We start from the raw sequence: 20,065 nt of genomic DNA on the forward strand, positions 1-20,065 counted from the left end.
TTTTTATTTGCAAACACGGCGAAACCATTAAATGAATCGCGAAACACATCTCGCTAAAAATGGATAAATTAACGCCGATACGGGCAAAATACGTTCAAACGAATCGAATTTTAAGATAAATAGTAAAAACAAGTTGACTCAACAGGCCAAAACCCTTTAAATTGCGTCCGTCGCCCGAATAGCTCAGTCGGTAGAGCAGAGGATTGAAAATCCTCGTGTCCCTGGTTCGATTCCGGGTTCGGGCACCATATTTAGATTGGTGGCTAACGCGACTAATAAAAGATTTACAAAAAGGCCTCGCATTGCGAGGCCTTTTTGTTTTCGGCTTTCAGTAAGTCATACCAATCAGGTATAAATAAGTGATCAGAGATTGCCTAGGAAAAATCGCTTAGAATAAGGCAGAAATTTTGAAGTTAGTAGTTCTACCTTCAAAATTTCTAACAATGTTATTAGCGATGTTAACCAGTAAGAATGATCACATTCTTGTGCTGGTTGGTATCATATCAAGATAAGACTTCACAAGCTTTAAATCGGCTCTATGTAATCCACCATAAGCTGCACAGTTTGATTTCCACGAAATTCATTTACATCTAATTTATATACAATTCTAGCTTGCTGTATCGTGGCATCTGGCCAAATGGCAAGATCGATATTAAATGCAATACCATCTAACATTAATGAACCACATGGCGTTTCAACCAGTAATTTAAGATGCTTTTCACCCACAATGCGCTGCTGAACGATATTGAAAACACCATCAAATAGCGGCTCTTCAAAAGACTGCCCCCAAGGGCCAGCATTGCGCAAAATAAACGCCGTATCAAGACAGAGCAACTCCGGAGGCAACTCGCCATCTGACATTAACTCTCCGGTCAATTGCTCGTAATCTAAAATGTCTCGTACTGCATTATCATATGCCTGCTTAAACTGCTCAAAAGCATTAGCGTTAAGCGATAATCCAGCCGCCATAGCATGGCCACCAAATTTAATGATCATACCAGGATACTGGCTATTAATGCGCTCAAGTAAATCTCGCATGTGCAAGCCTTTAATGGAGCGGGCAGAGCCTTTAATTTCGCCGTCACCTGCATCAGCAAATGCAATGACTGGACGGTGATAACGATCTTTAATCCGCGATGCCAAAATACCAATCACCCCTTGATGCCAATCATCTTGAAAAATAGCAATGCCCCAGGGTAAATCTTCTTCGTTAAGCGACACTTTTTGTAAACTGTTAAGTGCTTCTTGCTGCATGCCGGTTTCAAGTTCACGACGCTCTTGATTTAATCCGTCAAGCTCGGCCGCCATTCTTCTAGCTAGCATAATGTCTTCACACAATAGCGTTTCAACACCTAGCGCCATTTCATCTAAACGTCCTGCAGCATTTAACCTGGGGCCAACGGCAAAACCAAAATCTGCTGCAACGATTTTCTCAGGGTTTCGTTTAGCCACCTCTAACAATGCGGTAATACCAACTCGACAACGGCCACTTCTTACTCTCTGTAAGCCCGCATTCACTAAAATGCGATTATTGGCATCAAGTGAAACCACATCAGCAACTGTCCCTAACGCCACAATATCCAATAAAGAACCAAGGTTAGGTTCGCTAATGTGATGTTGTTGATACCAATCTCGCTTACGTAACTCTGCCCGCAAAGCTGACATTAAATAAAAAGCCACGCCAACACCTGCAATCGATTTACTGGCAAACTCGCAACCAGGCTGATTTGGATTCACAATCACATCAGCATTAGGCAACGTAGCGCCGGGTAAATGATGGTCGGTGACCACAACTTGCATACCTAACAACTTGGCAGCAGCAACCCCCTCAATAGATGAAATACCATTATCGACAGTAATCAATACATCTGCGGATTTAGAATAGGCAACCGCAACAATCTCAGGGCTGAGGCCATAGCCATAGTCAAAGCGATTAGGGATTAAGTAATCCACCTTGTTCGCGCCCATCATCTTTAATGCCAGCATACAAACGCTGGTTGATGTCGCGCCATCGGCATCAAAATCACCAACGATTAATATCGACTTATCTGCTGCCATTGCGTCGGCAACTAATGCTGCGGCCTCTGACAAGCCTTTCATGGTATCTGGGCGCAATAATTGGGTTAATGCTAACTCGCAATCATTTTCACGCACACCTCGACGGGCATAAAGCTGCTTTAAAAAAGGCGGGATTGTGGCAGGTAAATGTGAATCATCAACCTGAGGACGACGGACTATTTTGTGTGACAAAAGGCAACCTTAATCTAACAGTAATTGGTTCGCTCAGCTCAAAAATCAAATGATAATCCAATAACAAGCTGGTTTGTTTGGCTCACTTAATTTACCTGACTTGAGGTACAAATAAAAAGGTGAGCCTGAGCTCACCTTAGATTTTACGCTGTAAATATTGTATTGACGATAATGAATTATAAATTTGATTCAATCGTGCGTAATAGATCTGCAGGAGATTGATAACCTGGCACCATGGTGCCATTTTCTAGTATCAGTGCTGGCGTACCATTAATGCCAAAAGACATACCTAATTGATACTGCTTGGTAATATCAACATCACAGCTTGCCGCTTTAACATTGCCACCATTTTTGGCCTCTGTCATCGCTTTTAATGGATCTTTTGCACACCACACAGCTTGCATTTCATCGGCATTTGCAGAAGGTATTCCAGCTCGTGGGTATGCTAAGTAGCGCACTGTTATGCCTAAATCGTTATAACCTTGCATTTGATTGTGCAGCTTACGACAGTAGCCACAATCAACGTCAGTAAACACTGTCACAACGTGTTTCTCATCTTTTGCCTTGTACACTAGCATGTCTTTTTCTATAGGCTTAAGCATTGCTAAACGAGGTCCGGCAAGTGCCGCTTCAGTTAAGTTTTTCATGCCCTGCTTCATATCATATAAATTACCATGAAATAGCTTGCTGCCATCTTTAGTCACATATAACACACCACGATCAGTAAAGACTTGATACAAACCATCTACAGGAGAAGGTTGGATCAATGAGACATTCACCCCTAAGGTATCGCTTAGAGTTTGTTTTAACACTGATTCATTTGATACATCGGTTGCTGGTGCAGCAAACACGGTAGGAGCAATAACAAGACTGGCAACGAGGGCAAATGCTTTGGTTAACTTCATGATAATTCCTAAATTACACGGGTTCAAAATGAATAGACCCGACTTCGTAAGCAAAACTTACAGATTTAATTCCTGTAACGCAACTAATACCGAGCATCTTAAATGTAAGGATTTGAAAGCTCACCGCAACTACTATCCACGGGGATGATGCTGGCTATGCAATTGTTGTAATCGCACTTTAGCCACATGGGTATATATTTGCGTTGTAGACAAATCACTGTGGCCCAATAACAATTGTACCACACGTAAATCCGCACCATGATTGAGCAAATGAGTCGCAAAAGCATGGCGCAGTGTATGTGGGGACAAATGACAAGTAATCCCAGCCCTTGCAGCATAAAGCTTAATACGATGCCAAAAGGTTTGCCTGGTCATCATTTGCCCACGACGTGATGGAAACACCACATCTGACTGCTTCATGTTTAATAACTCACCACGAGCAAAACGCATATATCGCTCAACTTCGGCAACCGCCAACTCGCCAAGCGGAACCAATCGCTCTTTCCCGCCTTTTCCCACCACCCGAACCAACCCTTGTCGCAGACTGATTTGCTCCATTGTTAAACTCACTAATTCGGTTACGCGTAATCCCGTCGCATACAAGAGTTCCAACATAGCTTTATCGCGACATTCTAGCGGATCGTCACTATTAGGTTCAGCCAACAAACTGTCAATTTGAGCTTCAGACAACGAGTCGGGTAACTGGCGCGACAATTTGGGAGATTTAATCAGTGCAGTGGGGTCATGGCTCACAAGTTTATTTACCAATAAATAAGCATAAAAACGCCGTAAACTGCTCATCATCCTGGCTGTACTGCTTTTGGCAAAGTGTTGTTCAAAACGGATGCTTAAATAATCGCGTAGCATGTCTTGGTTAACCGTAAGTAACTCCCCACCTTGAGACAACACAAAGCGCTCTACATGCTGCAAGTCAGTTCGATAAGAAGCCAAGGTATTATCACTTAAGCCTTTTGTTGACCAAAGGTCGTCCAAAAACTGGTTAATTAGCGGATTGGGTTGATAAGCAGGTTTTGTCAAAATAAATTCTCAATCACTCATAAAAAACGACGTTAGATAAAATATCATAACGTCGTTTGTTTTACTGTTAATTAGCGCCTGTTGAGCACTCAACCTGATGTTGAAACCCAAATAAGCCTTAACGTAAGCAGAGCGGTGACTTGCTTAAACTATGCTGTAACCGCTTTATTTTTAGGAATAAACAAACACACAATAGCAGTAACAACTGTGGGTAGTAACCACGCCACACCTTCTTTATGTAAGGGCATAAAATCAAGAAAGCTCATGTCCATACCCGCGGTTTGCAAACCATCAAAAATACCAAAAAACAGCGCTACACTTAAAATCACTCGATGCGAAAAAGCAGGACGAGCAAAACGCTCAGTTAAAAATGTCACTAACACTAAAGCAATCGCAACCGGGTAAATGGTCATCAATACCGGAATACTAATACTGATTAACTGCGCTAAACCAACGTTCGCCACAGTGGCACAAATGCAGCTAAGTACTACAACTAGCAATTTATATGACAAACTTGGCATAAGTTCATTGAAAAACTCAGCACATGCAGTGACTAAGCCCACCGCCGTGGTTAAACACGCTAAGGTCACAACTGTTGACAACAATAGCGTACCTAAGCTGCCAAAATGATGTGTTACATAGTTTGTTAAAATTTGGCCACCATTATCAGCGCCAATGGCAAAGTCACCGGCCGATGCACCAAGATAAAATAACGATACATAAACAAATGCTAGGCCACCTGCGGCAATAAAAGCTGCACGAACTAAATACTTAGTTTGATCAGCAGCGTCATTTACCCCTTTCTTACGCAGCAAATCAATAATCAACATACCAAACATCAAAGATGCCAGTGTGTCCATGGTGTTATAGCCTTCAATAATCCCTTTAGTCAGCGGGCTATTGATGTACTCTCCAACGGGCTGATTGACTTCAAACCCAGGTAAAATGATGACTGAACTGGCTAATCCAACTAATAATAATATTAATACCGGCGTGAGCACCTTACCCACGTTATCCAATAACTTGCCTGGGAATAATGACAAAAACATCACGATAGCGAAAAACACTAAAGTGTAAATAAGCTGCGCGATGTTAAACTCTTTACCACCAAGCATCATCAACGCATCAGGATTACTGATAAACGGCCGAGCGCCAATTTCAAATGCCACCAACCCCGTTCGTGGTGCCGCAAATGCTGGCCCAATAATAATGTAAATTGCAATTGCCAACGCAGTGGCGGCAAAAGCGGGCAATAACGCCATCACTTTACCGTTTGCTTTAGCAACGGCAATTAAGCCAATTAATGGCATACCTACTGCGGTAATCAAAAAGCCCAGCATGGCAAACGACATGTTCTCGCCTGCCAACATGCCAGCAAATGGAGGAAAAATTAAGTTACCTGCGCCCAAAAAAAACGCAAAGGTCATAAACCCTAACCCTACGGTATCGGTCACACTCATCTTGGTTGTTTGCACTACTCGCCTCTTTTTATTGTTATGTTTTTTAACAAACCTAATTGATTACGGCATAATTAGCTACTATTGACCAGAATGCTGCCAATTTTTGTAAAGTTAAAAATACACTCGTAAATTGTAAATTTTGCTTTAACCGTTAACAAAAATGAGTACAAAGCCCGGTTTTATTCGCTACATCCTTGTCAAAATAGCTGAACTTAGACTTTTTACTCAGTTTTACTGATTAAAATCGGCCAAACTAATATCAAACAACGCCAAACCACACAAGCTTTAGCCCGCAAAAAAATAAAAAAAAGCGTTTTATGATTAAATTATGTCAACCCTTGTGTACATATTAGCCAAGTCATTATATTTAGTTCATTTTTGTATAACAAAATATCAACCATTTATCGTAGAAAATATTTAACCGACGACATCATTGATTAAAGCGATTATGATCTCAGCTAACTTATTTAATAACCTGCCATCACAACAACTTTATGCCTTTTACGTTTAAACAATTTCATATCGATGACGCAGCTTGTGGGATGGCAGTAAGTACAGATGCCGTTATTCTTGGGGCCTGGGCTGAATTAACTCAAGCTGAGCATATATTAGATATTGGTGCAGGCAGTGGCTTACTCAGTTTAATGGCGGCACAACGCAGCCTTGATCACGCTAACATTACTGCTGTTGAAATTGACAATGCGGCAGCCCACGCTTGCAAACATAACATTGAACAAAGCCCTTGGCCTGAAAAAGTCCGGTTATTTCACGGAGCTATTCAAGACTTTCAGCAGCAGTTTAATGACAGTACTAAGCCTTTATTTGACCACATTATTTGTAATCCACCTTATTTTGAGCAAGGTACTCAAGCCAAAAATGCGGCTCGAGCAGATGCCAGACACACCAATACCTTGTCATTTTCAGCATTACAGCAAGCAATAAGTCAACTGTTAGCACCTAAAGGCAATACCAGTATCATTTTGCCACAACAAAGTTTAGCCAGCTTTATATCGCAACTGGACGGCCATAAATTGTATGTGGCAAAACACTTAGAAATCATCAGCGTAGAGGGCAAGGTGCCTAATCGTTCGATTTTGGTTATTCAACACACACCATTAACCGCAGATCAGCAACACCAAAATAAACTCTGCCAAACTGAATACCTGCAAATGGCGATTCGCAATAAACAAGGCGAGTATAGCCAGACGATGATAGAATTATGCCGCCCTTTTTACTTAAAGCTTTAGCCTGCTCATTAGGTCAGCTATAATACTCAACTATTTTTCAGCGAGACCAGTGCATGCAATTTGAAGATTTCCAGCTAGACCCTAGCTTATTAGAGTCACTCAAGGCCATGGGACACAACAGCCCAACCACGATTCAACAACAAACTATTCCATTGGCCATGGATCAGCGGGATATTTTAGCGCGTGCGCCAACTGGCACCGGTAAAACTGCCAGTTTTTTACTGCCTGCATTACAGCATTTAATTGACTTTCCTCGTCGCTTTGAAGGTCAGGCACGTATTTTGGTTTTAACACCAACGCGAGAACTTGCCAGTCAAATTCACCGTTATGCCTGCCACTTAGCCACAGGGCTTGATTTCAATATTGCCATCATTACCGGTGGTGTACCTTACGGCCCGCAAGAAGAAGCGCTAGAAGATAACATCGACTTGCTTATCGCCACTCCTGGGCGGTTGATGGAATACCTAGATAAAGATAAATTCGATGCAACTGAAGTTGAAATTTTAATCATCGATGAAGCTGACCGTATGCTCGATATGGGCTTTTCATCTGTGGTGCAAACCATTGCGATTGAGGCTCAAGGTCGTAAGCAAAACATGTTGTTTTCGGCCACGCTAGAAGGTAATGGCGTAAACCGTTTTGCCAGAGAGCTGCTAAACGATCCTGTGATGATTGATGTTGAATCCCCAAGAAGCGAAAAAGCCAAAGTGCATCAATGGATCCACCTTGCTGATGACAGTGCACACAAATTTGCTTTGCTTTGCCACATTCTGCGTCAAGAAAACGTTAAGCGTGCCATCGTGTTTGTTAAAACCCGTGAAATCGTGGCCAGCTTAGAAGGGCAATTACTTAAAGCCAATATTCCATGTGCTTTTATGCGTGGTGATATGGAACAGAAAAAACGCTTTCAAGCCTTAGGTCGTTTTTCAAAAGGCGAAGTCAACGTATTGTTAGCAACAGACGTAGCGGCTCGCGGTATTGATATCGATGATATTACTCATGTAATTAACTTTGACATGCCCCGCTCAGCCGATGCGTACGTTCACCGCATTGGTCGTACCGCACGAGCTGGCGCAAAAGGGACAGCAATATCTTTAGTTGAAGCTCACGACATGCGTATAGTGTCTAAAATTGAACGTTACATCGAACTGCCACTTAAGCGTCGTGTGATTGAAGAACTTCGTCCAAAGCACAAAGAAGCAAAAGTGCCGGGCAAGAAAAAGGCAAATGCCAAAGACGCAAAAGTAAAGTCAAAGAAATTTAAGAAAAAGTAATTTTAAAATTTATCCATAAAAAGCGAATTATTGATTAATTCGCTTTTTTTATCGCTAAAGCAATATAAATCACAATTAACTAGATGTCATACGGCTAAAAACGTCAAGAAATGTAAAGATCTGCGCAAAAAACACCCAGTAAAATCACCTGCATAACCACATGATAAATAGAACTAAATCTACAAAAGGCAAACTTGCCCTCGACAACAAACATGCACAAAAGCAGCATTAAATAATTTCAGCATTAAAAATGCCAAGTTGAAACATTTTATTTACATCAATCTATTTAGATCAACCCCAGAGTCTGTTAATTTAGAGGCAATGAGTAATAAAAATAATCTGAATTAACAAGTTAGCCAACGTAGTTAACTGTCTTTAGCATTAAAAAAGCATGGATACGCAATAAAAATGATGAAAAAAATAAAAATCATACTAAGAAGATTGTCACCCCTCCTAATTGTTATTGTATTTGCCGGTTTAGCCAAAGTGCTAATAAACAGCCAAGAAGCACCTGAGCAAAAAGATGAGCCAATCAGCGTGCCCATTATTGATGTTCAAACTGTCGTGCCACAAACCTTATCACTAAATTTGCCATCTTATGGTGTAGTTAATCCAAAATATAAAACGCAATTAGTGACCGAAGTGCAAGGCCGCATGATTAACATATCGCCACAGTTTGTTGCTGGGGGAGTCGTTAAACAAGGCGAACAATTGGCCATTATCGAACCCTCAGATTATGAAGCCGATCTTATCCAAGCAGAAGCGACATTGGCACAAGCAACTGCTGCATTAAATGAAGAAAAAGCCCGTGGCGAAGTCGCCAAGATTGAATTTAAAGGGTTCACTAACGGTGTTCCTCCAGAGCTTGGATTACGTATTCCGCAGCTCAAGAAAGAGCAAGCCAATGTGAAATATGCCCAAGCCGCATTAGCGCGAGCCAAACGAAACTTAGAACGTACCGTTATTCGAGCACCGTTTGATGGCATCATCAAAGCGCGCAATGTCGACTTAGGTCAATACGTTACCTTAGGTACCAATCTTGGGGAGCTTTACGACACCAGTATTGCCGAAATAAGACTACCATTGGCAAATGAAGACCTCGCCTATTTAGAATCGGTCGATAATCCAGACACCAATGTAACACTCACCGCTCAACTTGCAGGTAAACAAGTCACCTGGCAGGGTAATATTGTTCGCAGCGAAAATGTCATCGATGAACAAACCCGCATGGTTTACCTGGTGGCTGAAATTCGCGACCCTTATCTTCGTAACACCAAAACCTCTGGTCAATTACCCTTAAAATACGGCAGCTTTGTTAATGCGGTTATTACCGGTAAAACAGTTGATGAGGTTGTTAAACTCCCTCGTCACGTAGTACGTAATGGTCAAGTCGCTGTCGTCAGTGACGACAATATAATTGAAATGCGCACAGTCAATGTGATCCGTTCAGACGTGAGTTCTATCTATATTCAAGGCAGCTTTAAAGCAAATGAGCGCGTATCGATCACCAGCGTCAACAGCTTAAACTCTGGTCAAGCTATTAAAGTGTTGGGTGAAAAGGCTAAAAAGCCAAACGAGCCAGTTGATACCGACGCCCAAGCAGCGACAAAAGCAGGTGAATAACATGACCACAAATAAAGGAGTTATCGCCTGGTTTGCCAGCAATAGCGTTGCCGCTAACCTACTTATGATCATTTTAATCATTGGCGGCCTGTTTAGTGCTGTCATGATTAATAAAGAAATATTTCCAAGCTTCGAATTAAACCTAATCAATGTCAATGTGGCCTATCCAGGGGCTGCGCCACAAGAAATTGAAGAAGGGATAAATATTAAAATTGAAGAAGCCATTCAAGACATCAGTGGCATTGACAAAGTCACCTCGGTTGCCAGTGACAGCGTGGGCTCGGTGACCATTGAAGTTGAAGACGGCTATGACGTCCAGCAGGTGCTCGATGAAGCCAAACTGCGCATTGACGCTATTGCCACTTTCCCTGACAACATTGAAAAACCCAATATTTACCAAGTAAAACCTGAAAACAGCGTTATTTGGGTGTCTGTCTATGGTGACATGAACCTTCATAACATGAAGGAAATGGCCAAGACAATTCGCGATGAGATCACAGATTTACCCGCGGTCACACGAGCCAAAGTCAATGGCGTGCGTGACTATGAAATCGGTATCGAACTGTCTGAAGATAAATTACGCGAGTATGGTATTACCTTTACCCAGGTGGCTCTGGCGGTACAAAACTCATCCATCGATTTACCCGGTGGAGCCATTAGAGCACAAGACGGTGATATTTTATTACGCACTAAAGGCCAAGCCTATACCGCTGACGATTTTGCGCAAATTGTGGTCGACACTCGCCCTGATGGTAGCCGTATCATGCTGCCTCAAGTGGCAACCATAAATGATGATTTTGAAGAGCGCTTAGAGTACACCCGCTTTAACGGCAAACCCGCAGCAGTGATTGAGATCGCCAGTATTGATGATCAAAATGCCTTAGATATCGCCTCGCAAGTGAAAGACTATGTGGCCAAACGTAAACTCACCCTACCGAGTAATATTCAACTCGATACCTGGGGTGACTTAACTCACTACCTGCAAGGTCGATTAAACATGATGCTGTCAAACATGTTTTATGGTGCGCTGCTGGTATTTATTATTTTGGCCTTATTTTTAGACCTTAAGCTCGCATTTTGGGTCATGATGGGGTTACCAGTGTGCTTTTTAGGCACCATGCTGTTAATGCCACTTGAACCGTTTAATATGTCAATCAACATGCTGACCCTGTTTGCCTTTATTTTGGTACTGGGGATAGTGGTCGACGATGCCATTGTCATAGGCGAAAGCGCATATACCGAGCTTGAAGAAAATGGCCACTCGTTAAACAATGTCATTAAAGGCGTGCACAGAGTAGCCATGCCAGCCACATTTGGCGTGCTTACAACCATTGCCGCATTTATTCCAATGATCATGGTTTCTGGTCCCATGGGGATCATTTGGAAATCCATCGGTATGGTGGTCATTTTGTGTCTTGCATTTTCGTTAGTAGAATCAAAACTGATTTTACCCGCGCATTTGGCCAAGATGAAAATCACCAAACGCAGCCAGCCTACTAACATATTTTCACGGATAAAATTGGCCATCAATGAATGGTTACAGCACTTTATTCACCACACTTATCGCCACTTTTTAGAGCGTTGTATAAAACAACGCTACAGCGTGGTCGCTTTGTTTATTGGGGTGCTCATATTATCGGTCGCCCTTGTACTAAGCGGAAAAGTCCGTTGGATTTTTTTCCCCGATATTCCATCAGACTTTATTCAAGTACAAATAGAAATGGATGAAGGCAGCTCCGAACAAAATACCTTACATGTGCTCCAGCAAGTTGAAGATGCGTTATATCAAATGAACGAAAAACTTGAAGAGCAATATGGTTACCCAATGGTAAAACACAGCTACATTGAACTTAGCTCCCGTAGTAGTGCATTTGTGTTTACAGAATTGATCAAAGGCGAAGATCGGGACCTAGACGGTGTTGAAATTGCCGAGCAATGGCGAGCACAAATACCAGAATTATTGTCAGTCAAAAAACTAAACATCAATGCCAGTACCAACGATGCCGGCGGGGATTTGTCGTTTAGACTAACCGCTACCGACCTAGATCAATTATCAGAAGCATCGAAAGCACTTAAAACAAAACTTGCCACCTACGAAGGTGTGTACGACATTACTGACAACTTCTCATCAGGCTCAAACGAGATACGTTTAAAGATACGCCCAGAAGCACAAGCTCAGGGCCTCAGCTTGTCTGATTTAGCCCGCCAAGTGCGTTATGGTTTCTATGGCTATGAGGCTCAGCGTATTTTGCGCAACAAAGAAGAAGTGAAAGTCATGGTTCGTTATCCACTTGAGCAACGTCGGACGGTGGGCGATCTTGAAAATATGCTTATCCGAACACCATCAGGCGCTGCGGTACCATTCTCAACCGTTGCAGATATCGAGTTAGGTGAATCTTATGCATCTATTACCCGGGTAGATGGCCGCAGAGCCATTACCATTTCAGCCAATGTGAATAAAAACAATGTGGAACCCTCAAAGATTGTTGCCGAAATTCAGGACGAGTTTTTACCTGAATTAACAGCAAGGTTTCCTAAAGTGGCTTCAGCTTTAGATGGCGGCAGCTTAGACGAGCAAAATGCAATGATAGGCTTGGCCCAAGGCTTTTTCTTTGCCATGTTTACTATTTATGCCTTGATGGCGATCCCATTAAAATCTTACACACAACCCCTGATCATTATGTCAGTCATTCCATTTGGCATGATTGGCGCCTTATTTGGCCACTACATTCTTGGTTTATCTATGAGTGTATTGAGCTTGTGCGGCATCGTGGCGTTGGCGGGGGTAGTGGTAAACGACTCGTTGATTTTAGTCGACTTTGTTAACCGCGCACGTGAAGAAGGTAAGTCTCTTTTGCAATCGGCAATTGACTCTGGTTGTTATCGCTTTAGAGCCATTATTTTAACGTCACTCACCACTTTTGTCGGCTTAGTCCCTATTATTATGGAAAAAAGCTTACAAGCTAAAATTGTCATCCCTATGGCAACCTCATTGGCTTTTGGTATCTTGTTCTCAACCTTAGTGACATTAATTTTAGTGCCGATTTTGTATATCATTCTCGATGATATCAAACGCACACTAAAGCGCTTGTTTATATGGTGGTGGCAGCCAAAAACAGTTGAAAACACATTGAGTACTGACAAACAGAGCTAGTTAACTAGGGCATGTTTACCACCGACAAACAGAGCTGAATAAGCTCTGTTTTTTTATGCTGTTCTGCGAGCGGCGCAACATCCTTAGTTAGCCCATTGGACTAAAATAGCCTTTATTCATCCAACAACACCACTTTACCGATGACAGAAATAAGTTCTACGTCGCCAACATTAGTTTATGATATCGGCAAACATCGTTATCTTAATATCACTGCAAGATGCACCTTGAGGTGCCAGTTTTGCCCTAAACATAATGGCTCGAAACAAGTGCACGACTACGATTTGTCACTCAATAAATCCATTACGGCGATGGATATCATTCCGTTACTTGGTGATGTAAAAGAGGTAGAAGAATATGTATTTTGTGGCTTTGGCGAGCCAACTCTTAATTTAGACTGTCTCTTACAAGTTGCTCATGCTATCAAAGCACAAGGAGGACGAGTTCGCTTAAACACTGATGGGTTAGGTAATCTGTTTCATCGGCGTAATATTTTGCCACAACTTAGCCAATGTATAGACAGCTTATCGATTTCGCTCAATGCCGACACGCCAGAGGGCTACCAGCGCCATTGCCGCCCAAAGCTTGCACACTCTTATGAAGCACTGCTTGAATTTATCCACCAAGCACCGCAATTTATCAAAGAGGTACAAGTGAGTGCAATTAACGGTTTAGCCGATGTCGACATCGCACGCTGCATGGTCATTGCCGAAAAAAATGGTTGTCAATTTAAGCAACGTGAATTAGATAAAATTGGCTAAACAATTATCCCCTCTAGACGTTTTGCCAATGTGTGCTTCATGCTAGTATTGCCATTAAGTGAATGCTAAAAAAGTGGCACAATGTCTAAACGTAAAGCAGTGAGTTCTCCCAACTCGTTATTAATCTCATCGCAAGCAGCACGTTGGTCTCAACAACATATTTTATCGCTGTTAAGCCAAGTGCTTATATTATTAATTACCATTTTTATCGCCACTCATATGGTGATTTACTTAGGTGAGCGTCGCTTGCAAGAAGACTGGGCAGATCAGCGCTACAGCGAATTACAAACCGTGGCGTCACTGGCATCAGACAAAGCCGCTTTTTTGCAGTTTAGAACTCAAACATTCGCTAAAGCAGAATTATTACGCCAATACTTGCAACACCCCTCAAAACCTCAACAACAAAAAGTGGCCGAAAGCTGGGATTCTTTAACTCAAAACATTCCTGAACTGCTTGGATTATCTTTATTTGATCCGCAAGGAAAACTGCGCTTTTCAACTACCAACAGTTTCGATAATATGCAAATACCCGCAACATTAATGGGCTCAGCTCGCAACATGGGAGGAAACGATATCTATACATCGCCAATGTCTTTCACCCCAATTGACGGCATACTTGAACCTTATTTTTATCAACTCTCATGGATAGAAAACCCTGATCAGAGTATTAAAGGCTACTTAGTCACTTACAATTCAATCACCAAATTACTTGAATCCATTAAACCCGCTTTCTTTAACCAAAACTCACCATTGCTTCTACTCGACACTCAAGGCTTTTTGTACGCAGGCGCCAACCAACCTGAGCCATTGACCAATATGCCAGACAATTTAGGCTCAAGTTTAAAGCAAACCTATCCTGAACTTTGGAAAGACATGGCCATGAATAACTATGGTCAGTTTTATAGTACCGATGCGACTTTTGTTTATTTAAAAGTGGAATTAACCAACCAATACGAAACCAAAAGAGAGTACTTTTTACTGTCTTATATTCGCCATAATGATATTGCTGAGCGTTATCTTGAATGGCGAATGGTCATTCTCATTGCCGGCGTGCTCTTAGCCTTGTTAGCTACCGCGTTAATTGTATTACGCCATTTATTTGTGCTTGAACGCCGAGCAAAACATAACAGTTTACAGCTCAGTCATGGGCTATTTAACAGTGAAATGAGCTGCCTAATTGTTAATGACAAAGGGCGGATTAACAGTGCCAATCTCAATGCGTCAAAAGCACTTGCATTACCAATAGATAACCTGATTGATCGTAGCGTTCAGCGAGTATTGCAACTCGATAACGAGCGCTTTAAGCAAATCGAAGAAGCATTAACTCACCATCAACAATGGCGTGGTGAAATCAACATTGAAAATGATCACAACATTACATTACAGACTCATATTCGCAGTGAAGTGTGCCCTTACAGCAAAGAACATTATTGGCTAGTCACATTAGAAGACATCACCATACTCTATGACAGCCAGCGTCAGGCTTATTTGTATCAATTACTCAGCGACAGCGCGGTCGCCACAGCACTAACAGATGCCAGTGGCAAATTAATCAAGTGCAACAGTAAATTTGATCATTTAATGTCGTTAAATGGTGAAACTGACATTGCTATCACTGAATTATTAGGTGATGAACTTAAAAACCAATGGCAAAACATATGTGCTCAAATAAGTTTGCAAGGAGAATGGACAGCGCAAATCATGCCATTTACCCAGAGCCGATACAGCCATTGCCTAAAAACCACGTTAGCAGGTCAGCTCGCTTACGACGGGGAGATTGAATTTCTCATTTGCACTTTTGAAGAAACCCTCCCAACCATTGCACTCAACAATCACAGCAATGTGTTTGGTCATCGAAGTGCAATTGTGCTGCGCATTAATGAGCTAGAAAACCACTTTAACCAATTAAGTGAACAAACTAAAATGCAGTCCAGTTTAATGGTTATGGACATTAATCCTAATGCGATTTTTAGCCATATGGGCAACATGAGCCAATTAGAAAAACGTCAAAAAGACATAGAATTACAATTGTTAATCGAACTACCACTAAACTATCAAATATCCCAATGGCAAGTTGGTAAGTTAGTTATATTATTGCCGGAGACCGACGCAAATAGCGCACATCAATATGCGATGAAAATTATCCACTGTTTAGAGGTTAATGATTTATCAGAAGGGATTAATATTGGTATTGCCGGTTATGTTTCACCACAAACGCTTGAGCAATATTTGGCAAATGCCGAAATAGCCCTCAAGCGAGCTAAACAGTCAGTTGACCAAAATATTTGCCAAGCGTTTACACGAATAAACCACACGGACCATTTAAACTAACAACCGGTTAATGTTAATAGGTGGGTGTAATCAAATCGGCGCAATCAAGGCTCTACTTGATGATGGTCAACAACTTGAGTCTCTTCAGTTAAGTTGCTCTCTGATTCTAATGTAAATGGTTGAATATTATCGGGCAGTTTACTCTCAATAATTTCAACAATGTTAGAACGATTCATAGTCACTTTAAAACGTGCATATTCAGGTTGCTGCTTGCCATCTCGTAATACTGCGACAAGGTTAACCTGATAGCGACGCTCAACCGACTCATTACTAATATTACCGTCTGACTCTTTATAAATTTTGGCTTTACCGCGCTCCAAATGACGAGCAAAAGGCACTAGGCTAAAGTTAACTTGCTCTTGTATTTGTGAATACCCCGCTTCAAATGGCTTGTTTGCAACCTTAGTCGCGATACGATAATGCAGTACAGTTGAGTCAACTTTATTTTGGCTATGACGCTGCTTCATGATCTCAGCAACTGTCTTAGGAATGTCTTGTGTACGCATAAACTCTAGCCAGACTAACTGTTTAGCCACGATTGCCTGAGTGGTCGTGTCGCGTAAAATACGACTCCAACGCGGACGACCTCTTTGAATAAAACGCCACATGGCATTACGAAAGTCTTCTTTAAAGATTTCCCTAAACCCGTAAATCACCGCAAGTGTTAATAATAACGTTAACGTAAGCCCATTAAAAAAGCCTTGAGCCTTAATAATTAATGCCGACACAACTAGCATCACCAAACCCGTTGCAAGGCCAGTGACAAACTTCTTTAAGCCTACGCCAAGCGGCTTTAACTCTTCTTTTAGCACAACGCCTTGTTGAATTAAGCGCCGTAACAGCAACATTTTATTGGATATCCGATTCGCATCCTGTTGAGTTTGCAACGAATTGTACTTACATACCTGTTCGCGGTAATGGTTTTCACTACGACATAAACTCAACACCTTGTCTCTCACCTCACTAAAATCAGCGCTACGAGGTGAATAGGCGAGCGTTTTAAGTAATTGTTGCTCGCAAAACCAAGACAGGTAGTTATCTGCATGCTCAAAATAAGACTTCCACTTGGGATCGCTAGGCTCATTACGACGAAACTTTTTGAGCAATTGAATCACCAAATCGGACAGTTCGTCTAAAGCAGGATAAAACTCGTTTGCATCACTTTTTTGGCGCAGTTCTTTACCGTCGGTTTCAATCGCAACAGCAAATTGATAGGCAAATAAATTAAGGTATAAGCGAAACTCTTCAAGGGTGCGTTTATTTAAACTGATAAAGCGAGATTGCACTAACGGCAGATGTAAACCTTTAGAATAATAAGACCGACGCCCAAGAATGCCACTATGATAATACTCTTCTTCATCGAGCGTGTGAGAACCTATTCCCATCTCTGTCGGTAAATAGAAATACAAATCAAAGGTACGCTGATCCCCTGGAGCCATTTGGTGACTAAATTTAATTGATAATGCTTCTTCTTGTTTTACTTTAACTTTTGCCACAGTTTTTTGTTTACTACCGTTTGAAATGTTCACTATGTTATGGATAGTAACCTAAAAGGCAATTAATTCAATATTACAGATGTCATGTCAGCTCAATTGACCTGACATGACCAAAGGCTGTTGCTGGACATAAAAGTCAACAACACACGAGAATGAGGCGAATCAACATGGCGGATTTGCACGTCAAGCAAAACAGGAGCATTAAGCTTAATACTCTGTTCGACATACGATAATTCATTAAGTAAATAAGGATGCAATCGACTATCATCTTGCCATTGCACTGAGTTAGCCTTAAGTGCTAATTGGTAACTTAATGCCCTTAAATCTCGCCTAGTCACCTTGCCTTGCATCACAATAAACTCTGTTACACCTGTGCCAGACTCAAGCTGATAATGCAAAGCGGCCTGTTGATGTTCAATATTAACGAGTAAGGTTAACTTATCAGGTATTGGGTGTTCACTATTGAATTGAGGAGCAGAAAAATAGCCATCTGCACTGCAACTTAACAGCCATACATCACTAGGTATAGCTAATTGCTCAATTGTTATTGCACCAGTGAACAGCAGCAACATCACCCCAATAACACTCGCTAACTTACCGCGCCTGGATTGTAAAAATCGACGTAGTCTTCTTCGCCATCGCCTTACGCGTAAAGGTAACTTAACCACAAATATTCACCTTATGCAGCCATGCCTGGGTAATAAAAGGCGAATGCATATCACTGACGCTAATTTTTACGTTTTTATAATGCCAATTGGTTTCAGTAAACTCAGTCAACAATAGGCTCACATAATGACGATCAGCAGAAATGGCAGCATCAATAGAATCCCAACGCACGTGATGACATAAACGCAGTTGGGTAGATAAGCATTCAGCATGCAACATCGCATCTTGAGGGGATTTACCATCATAAATCGATAGCTGAATGACTTTACCGCTGGCTGCAATAATTTGGCGCAAAACATCAGCTTTTGTAAACATTGGAGGGATGATATGCGACCATAAGAACAACAACAACGCGAGCAATGCGCCAATAATGATTCCGTATTGCCCCCATGATAATAATCGATTGGGTAACGCGAGGATATTAGGATGTTTGGTCTGATTGATAGGGTATAAAATAACACCCTGATCCGGAATATATTCAATTAAATTAAGGTGGCTGACACATAAATAATCGATGATATGATGAATAATGCTGGTTAATTCACCTTGAGTCAGTTGATGCGCCACTTGGCCTGATACAATGACGGTTTCTAACATAGTCAATGGCACAACCTGTCCACGATGCAGAACTAACTGAGTGAGCACCCAATATTCATTATCGTTTAAATGCCACTGAGTCGATCTCGTCTGATCCACCAACAAGCGTCGCTCATTATCAAACCAACAACATCCTATTTGCATGTCCTTTCTCAGCGTTGCTACTGATAAAAAAAGTATACTCCTAAAGCAATAGGCTTTTAGATAAATAACCTTAAAGAACCCAATAAAATAACAGTTCCGTGAACTTTGGCTCGAATAGCGCTTTTTTTTGAACCAGATATCAATGCACAAATGCAAATATAGCGAGCGCTAATACACTTATACTAGTCAAGAAAATAAGTGTTCAGAGATTGCGAAGGAACAATCGCTTAGATTAAGGCAGAAATTGCAGTAAGTTAGTTGTTCTACCCTCAACATTTCTAACGACGTTATTATTACAGGCATAAAAAAAGCTGGCTAAGCCAGCTTTCTACGCACATTCGCATCAACTAAAATGAGTAAAGCAGTGTCATGTTAGTTTCTGTGTCGGTGCTTTCTTTTGCGTCTAACGGATCGCTGTTGTAACGCACAATCACAGCAAACTTCATCGCCAGTGCACCAATAATATTTGCGGTTAATGATGTTTCAGAACGAGCATCTAATTTTTCACCCCAGTCAGCAACAAACTTTTGTTGAAACTTTGATGATTCGCCGACCTTAGTTTGAAAATCAACCACAGCATGCACTACCACGCTGCTGTCGCTGTCGTAACCTTCAGACACAGATAATTCATCGTCAAGTTGTTGATAAATATAACCAGGACCGGCCTCTGCTTTTAACGACATTCTGTCAGTATCAATAAAGCGATGACCATAACCGGCGGAGGTTGTAGAGGTAAAATCGTAACCGGTAAAAGGATCGACTTCGTAGTTAGTGTTAGCAAACAAATAGCTAATATCATCAATTTGATAATCACCTTGCACGCCTAAAAAATAGCGCTTTGCGGTGACTTCATCTGTGTCTTCTTTGTATAGCCCTTCAGCGACATATTGGTTTTCCCAATCACCTAGCTCTTGTTTTAAGGCTAAACGCGCTTTAAATGATGAGGTGTCAGTATTACCCGTTGTTAACGTTGCACCTAATTCAGCTTCACCAGCAAATGTGGCATCGCCTTCTACAAACTCACTTCCAGCATGTGCTGCAAATGGCATGGCCAGAGTAATAGCTGCAGTCAATAGCAGTTTCTTCATGTCATTTTGTCCTTTAATTACGATTTACAAAAAC

Annotated in this window: 14 protein-coding genes and 1 tRNA gene; 7 read left to right on the plus strand and 8 right to left on the minus strand. The window is 41.6% G+C overall.

The genetic code is table 11. The features are described from left to right. The first annotated feature begins 172 nt into the window (after window positions 1-172). A tRNA-Phe gene (locus K8B83_RS19655) sits at window positions 173-248 on the plus strand. Between the two features lie 277 nt (window positions 249-525). On the opposite strand, the gene recJ is transcribed toward K8B83_RS19655, so the two are convergent. From recJ to brnQ, 4 genes are all read right to left on the minus strand, one after another. After that, entirely contained in the window at window positions 526-2,250 is a 1,725-nt protein-coding gene (gene recJ, locus K8B83_RS19660) for a single-stranded-DNA-specific exonuclease RecJ (RefSeq protein WP_188738813.1), read from the minus strand. A gap of 176 nt (window positions 2,251-2,426) precedes the next feature. Beyond that, window positions 2,427-3,155: a bifunctional protein-disulfide isomerase/oxidoreductase DsbC gene (dsbC, locus tag K8B83_RS19665; RefSeq protein ID WP_188738816.1), complete on the minus strand. Its 729-nt coding sequence runs from the start codon at window positions 3,153-3,155 to the stop codon at window positions 2,427-2,429. A 132-nt stretch (window positions 3,156-3,287) separates the two neighbouring features. Then, window positions 3,288-4,193 (minus strand): site-specific tyrosine recombinase XerD, encoded by a 906-nt coding sequence (xerD, locus tag K8B83_RS19670; RefSeq protein ID WP_188738818.1) that lies wholly within the window; start codon window positions 4,191-4,193, stop codon window positions 3,288-3,290. A 149-nt stretch (window positions 4,194-4,342) separates the two neighbouring features. Next, window positions 4,343-5,668, minus strand: coding sequence for a branched-chain amino acid transport system II carrier protein (gene brnQ, locus K8B83_RS19675; protein WP_188738820.1), 1,326 nt, complete (start codon window positions 5,666-5,668; stop codon window positions 4,343-4,345). A gap of 479 nt (window positions 5,669-6,147) precedes the next feature. On the opposite strand from brnQ, the gene K8B83_RS19680 reads away from it, so the two are divergent. From K8B83_RS19680 to K8B83_RS19705, 6 genes are all read left to right on the plus strand, one after another. Then, entirely contained in the window at window positions 6,148-6,900 is a 753-nt protein-coding gene (locus tag K8B83_RS19680) for a tRNA1(Val) (adenine(37)-N6)-methyltransferase (RefSeq protein WP_188738822.1), read from the plus strand. A 53-nt stretch (window positions 6,901-6,953) separates the two neighbouring features. After that, the gene (srmB, locus tag K8B83_RS19685; RefSeq protein WP_188738824.1) at window positions 6,954-8,174 is read left to right on the plus strand and encodes an ATP-dependent RNA helicase SrmB; all 1,221 of its coding nucleotides are present in this window, start codon (window positions 6,954-6,956) and stop codon (window positions 8,172-8,174) included. Window positions 8,175-8,582: 408 nt separating this feature from the next. Beyond that, window positions 8,583-9,797: an efflux RND transporter periplasmic adaptor subunit gene (locus tag K8B83_RS19690; RefSeq protein WP_188738827.1), complete on the plus strand. Its 1,215-nt coding sequence runs from the start codon at window positions 8,583-8,585 to the stop codon at window positions 9,795-9,797. Window position 9,798: 1 nt separating this feature from the next. Next, window positions 9,799-12,951, plus strand: coding sequence for an efflux RND transporter permease subunit (locus K8B83_RS19695; protein WP_188738828.1), 3,153 nt, complete (start codon window positions 9,799-9,801; stop codon window positions 12,949-12,951). Window positions 12,952-13,091: 140 nt separating this feature from the next. After that, the gene (locus K8B83_RS19700) at window positions 13,092-13,709 is read left to right on the plus strand and encodes a TatD family nuclease-associated radical SAM protein (protein ID WP_188738831.1); all 618 of its coding nucleotides are present in this window, start codon (window positions 13,092-13,094) and stop codon (window positions 13,707-13,709) included. Window positions 13,710-13,790: 81 nt separating this feature from the next. After that, on the plus strand, window positions 13,791-16,040 hold the full coding sequence (locus K8B83_RS19705; protein ID WP_188738834.1) for a PAS domain-containing protein: 2,250 nt from the start codon (window positions 13,791-13,793) through the stop codon (window positions 16,038-16,040). Window positions 16,041-16,084: 44 nt separating this feature from the next. Here the strand turns inward: K8B83_RS19705 and K8B83_RS19710 are convergent, their stop codons facing one another. From K8B83_RS19710 to K8B83_RS19725, 4 genes are all read right to left on the minus strand, one after another. After that, window positions 16,085-17,536, minus strand: a complete 1,452-nt coding sequence (locus K8B83_RS19710; RefSeq protein WP_188738836.1) for a hypothetical protein — start codon at window positions 17,534-17,536, stop codon at window positions 16,085-16,087. Between the two features lie 92 nt (window positions 17,537-17,628). Next, window positions 17,629-18,204 carry a hypothetical protein gene (locus tag K8B83_RS19715; protein WP_223418756.1) on the minus strand — a complete coding sequence of 192 codons (576 nt, stop codon included), beginning with the start codon at window positions 18,202-18,204 and terminating at the stop codon, window positions 17,629-17,631. Further along, window positions 18,197-18,898: a hypothetical protein gene (locus K8B83_RS19720; protein WP_188738840.1), complete on the minus strand. Its 702-nt coding sequence runs from the start codon at window positions 18,896-18,898 to the stop codon at window positions 18,197-18,199. Before K8B83_RS19720 ends, K8B83_RS19715 begins: the two co-directional genes overlap by 8 nt. Before the next feature lie 392 nt (window positions 18,899-19,290). Next, window positions 19,291-20,031: a DUF481 domain-containing protein gene (locus K8B83_RS19725; RefSeq protein WP_188738842.1), complete on the minus strand. Its 741-nt coding sequence runs from the start codon at window positions 20,029-20,031 to the stop codon at window positions 19,291-19,293. Window positions 20,032-20,065 lie beyond the last annotated feature (34 nt).

The sequence above is a fragment of the Shewanella inventionis genome, from assembly GCF_019931735.1.
Taxonomy (GTDB): Bacteria; Pseudomonadota; Gammaproteobacteria; order Enterobacterales; family Shewanellaceae; genus Shewanella; species Shewanella inventionis.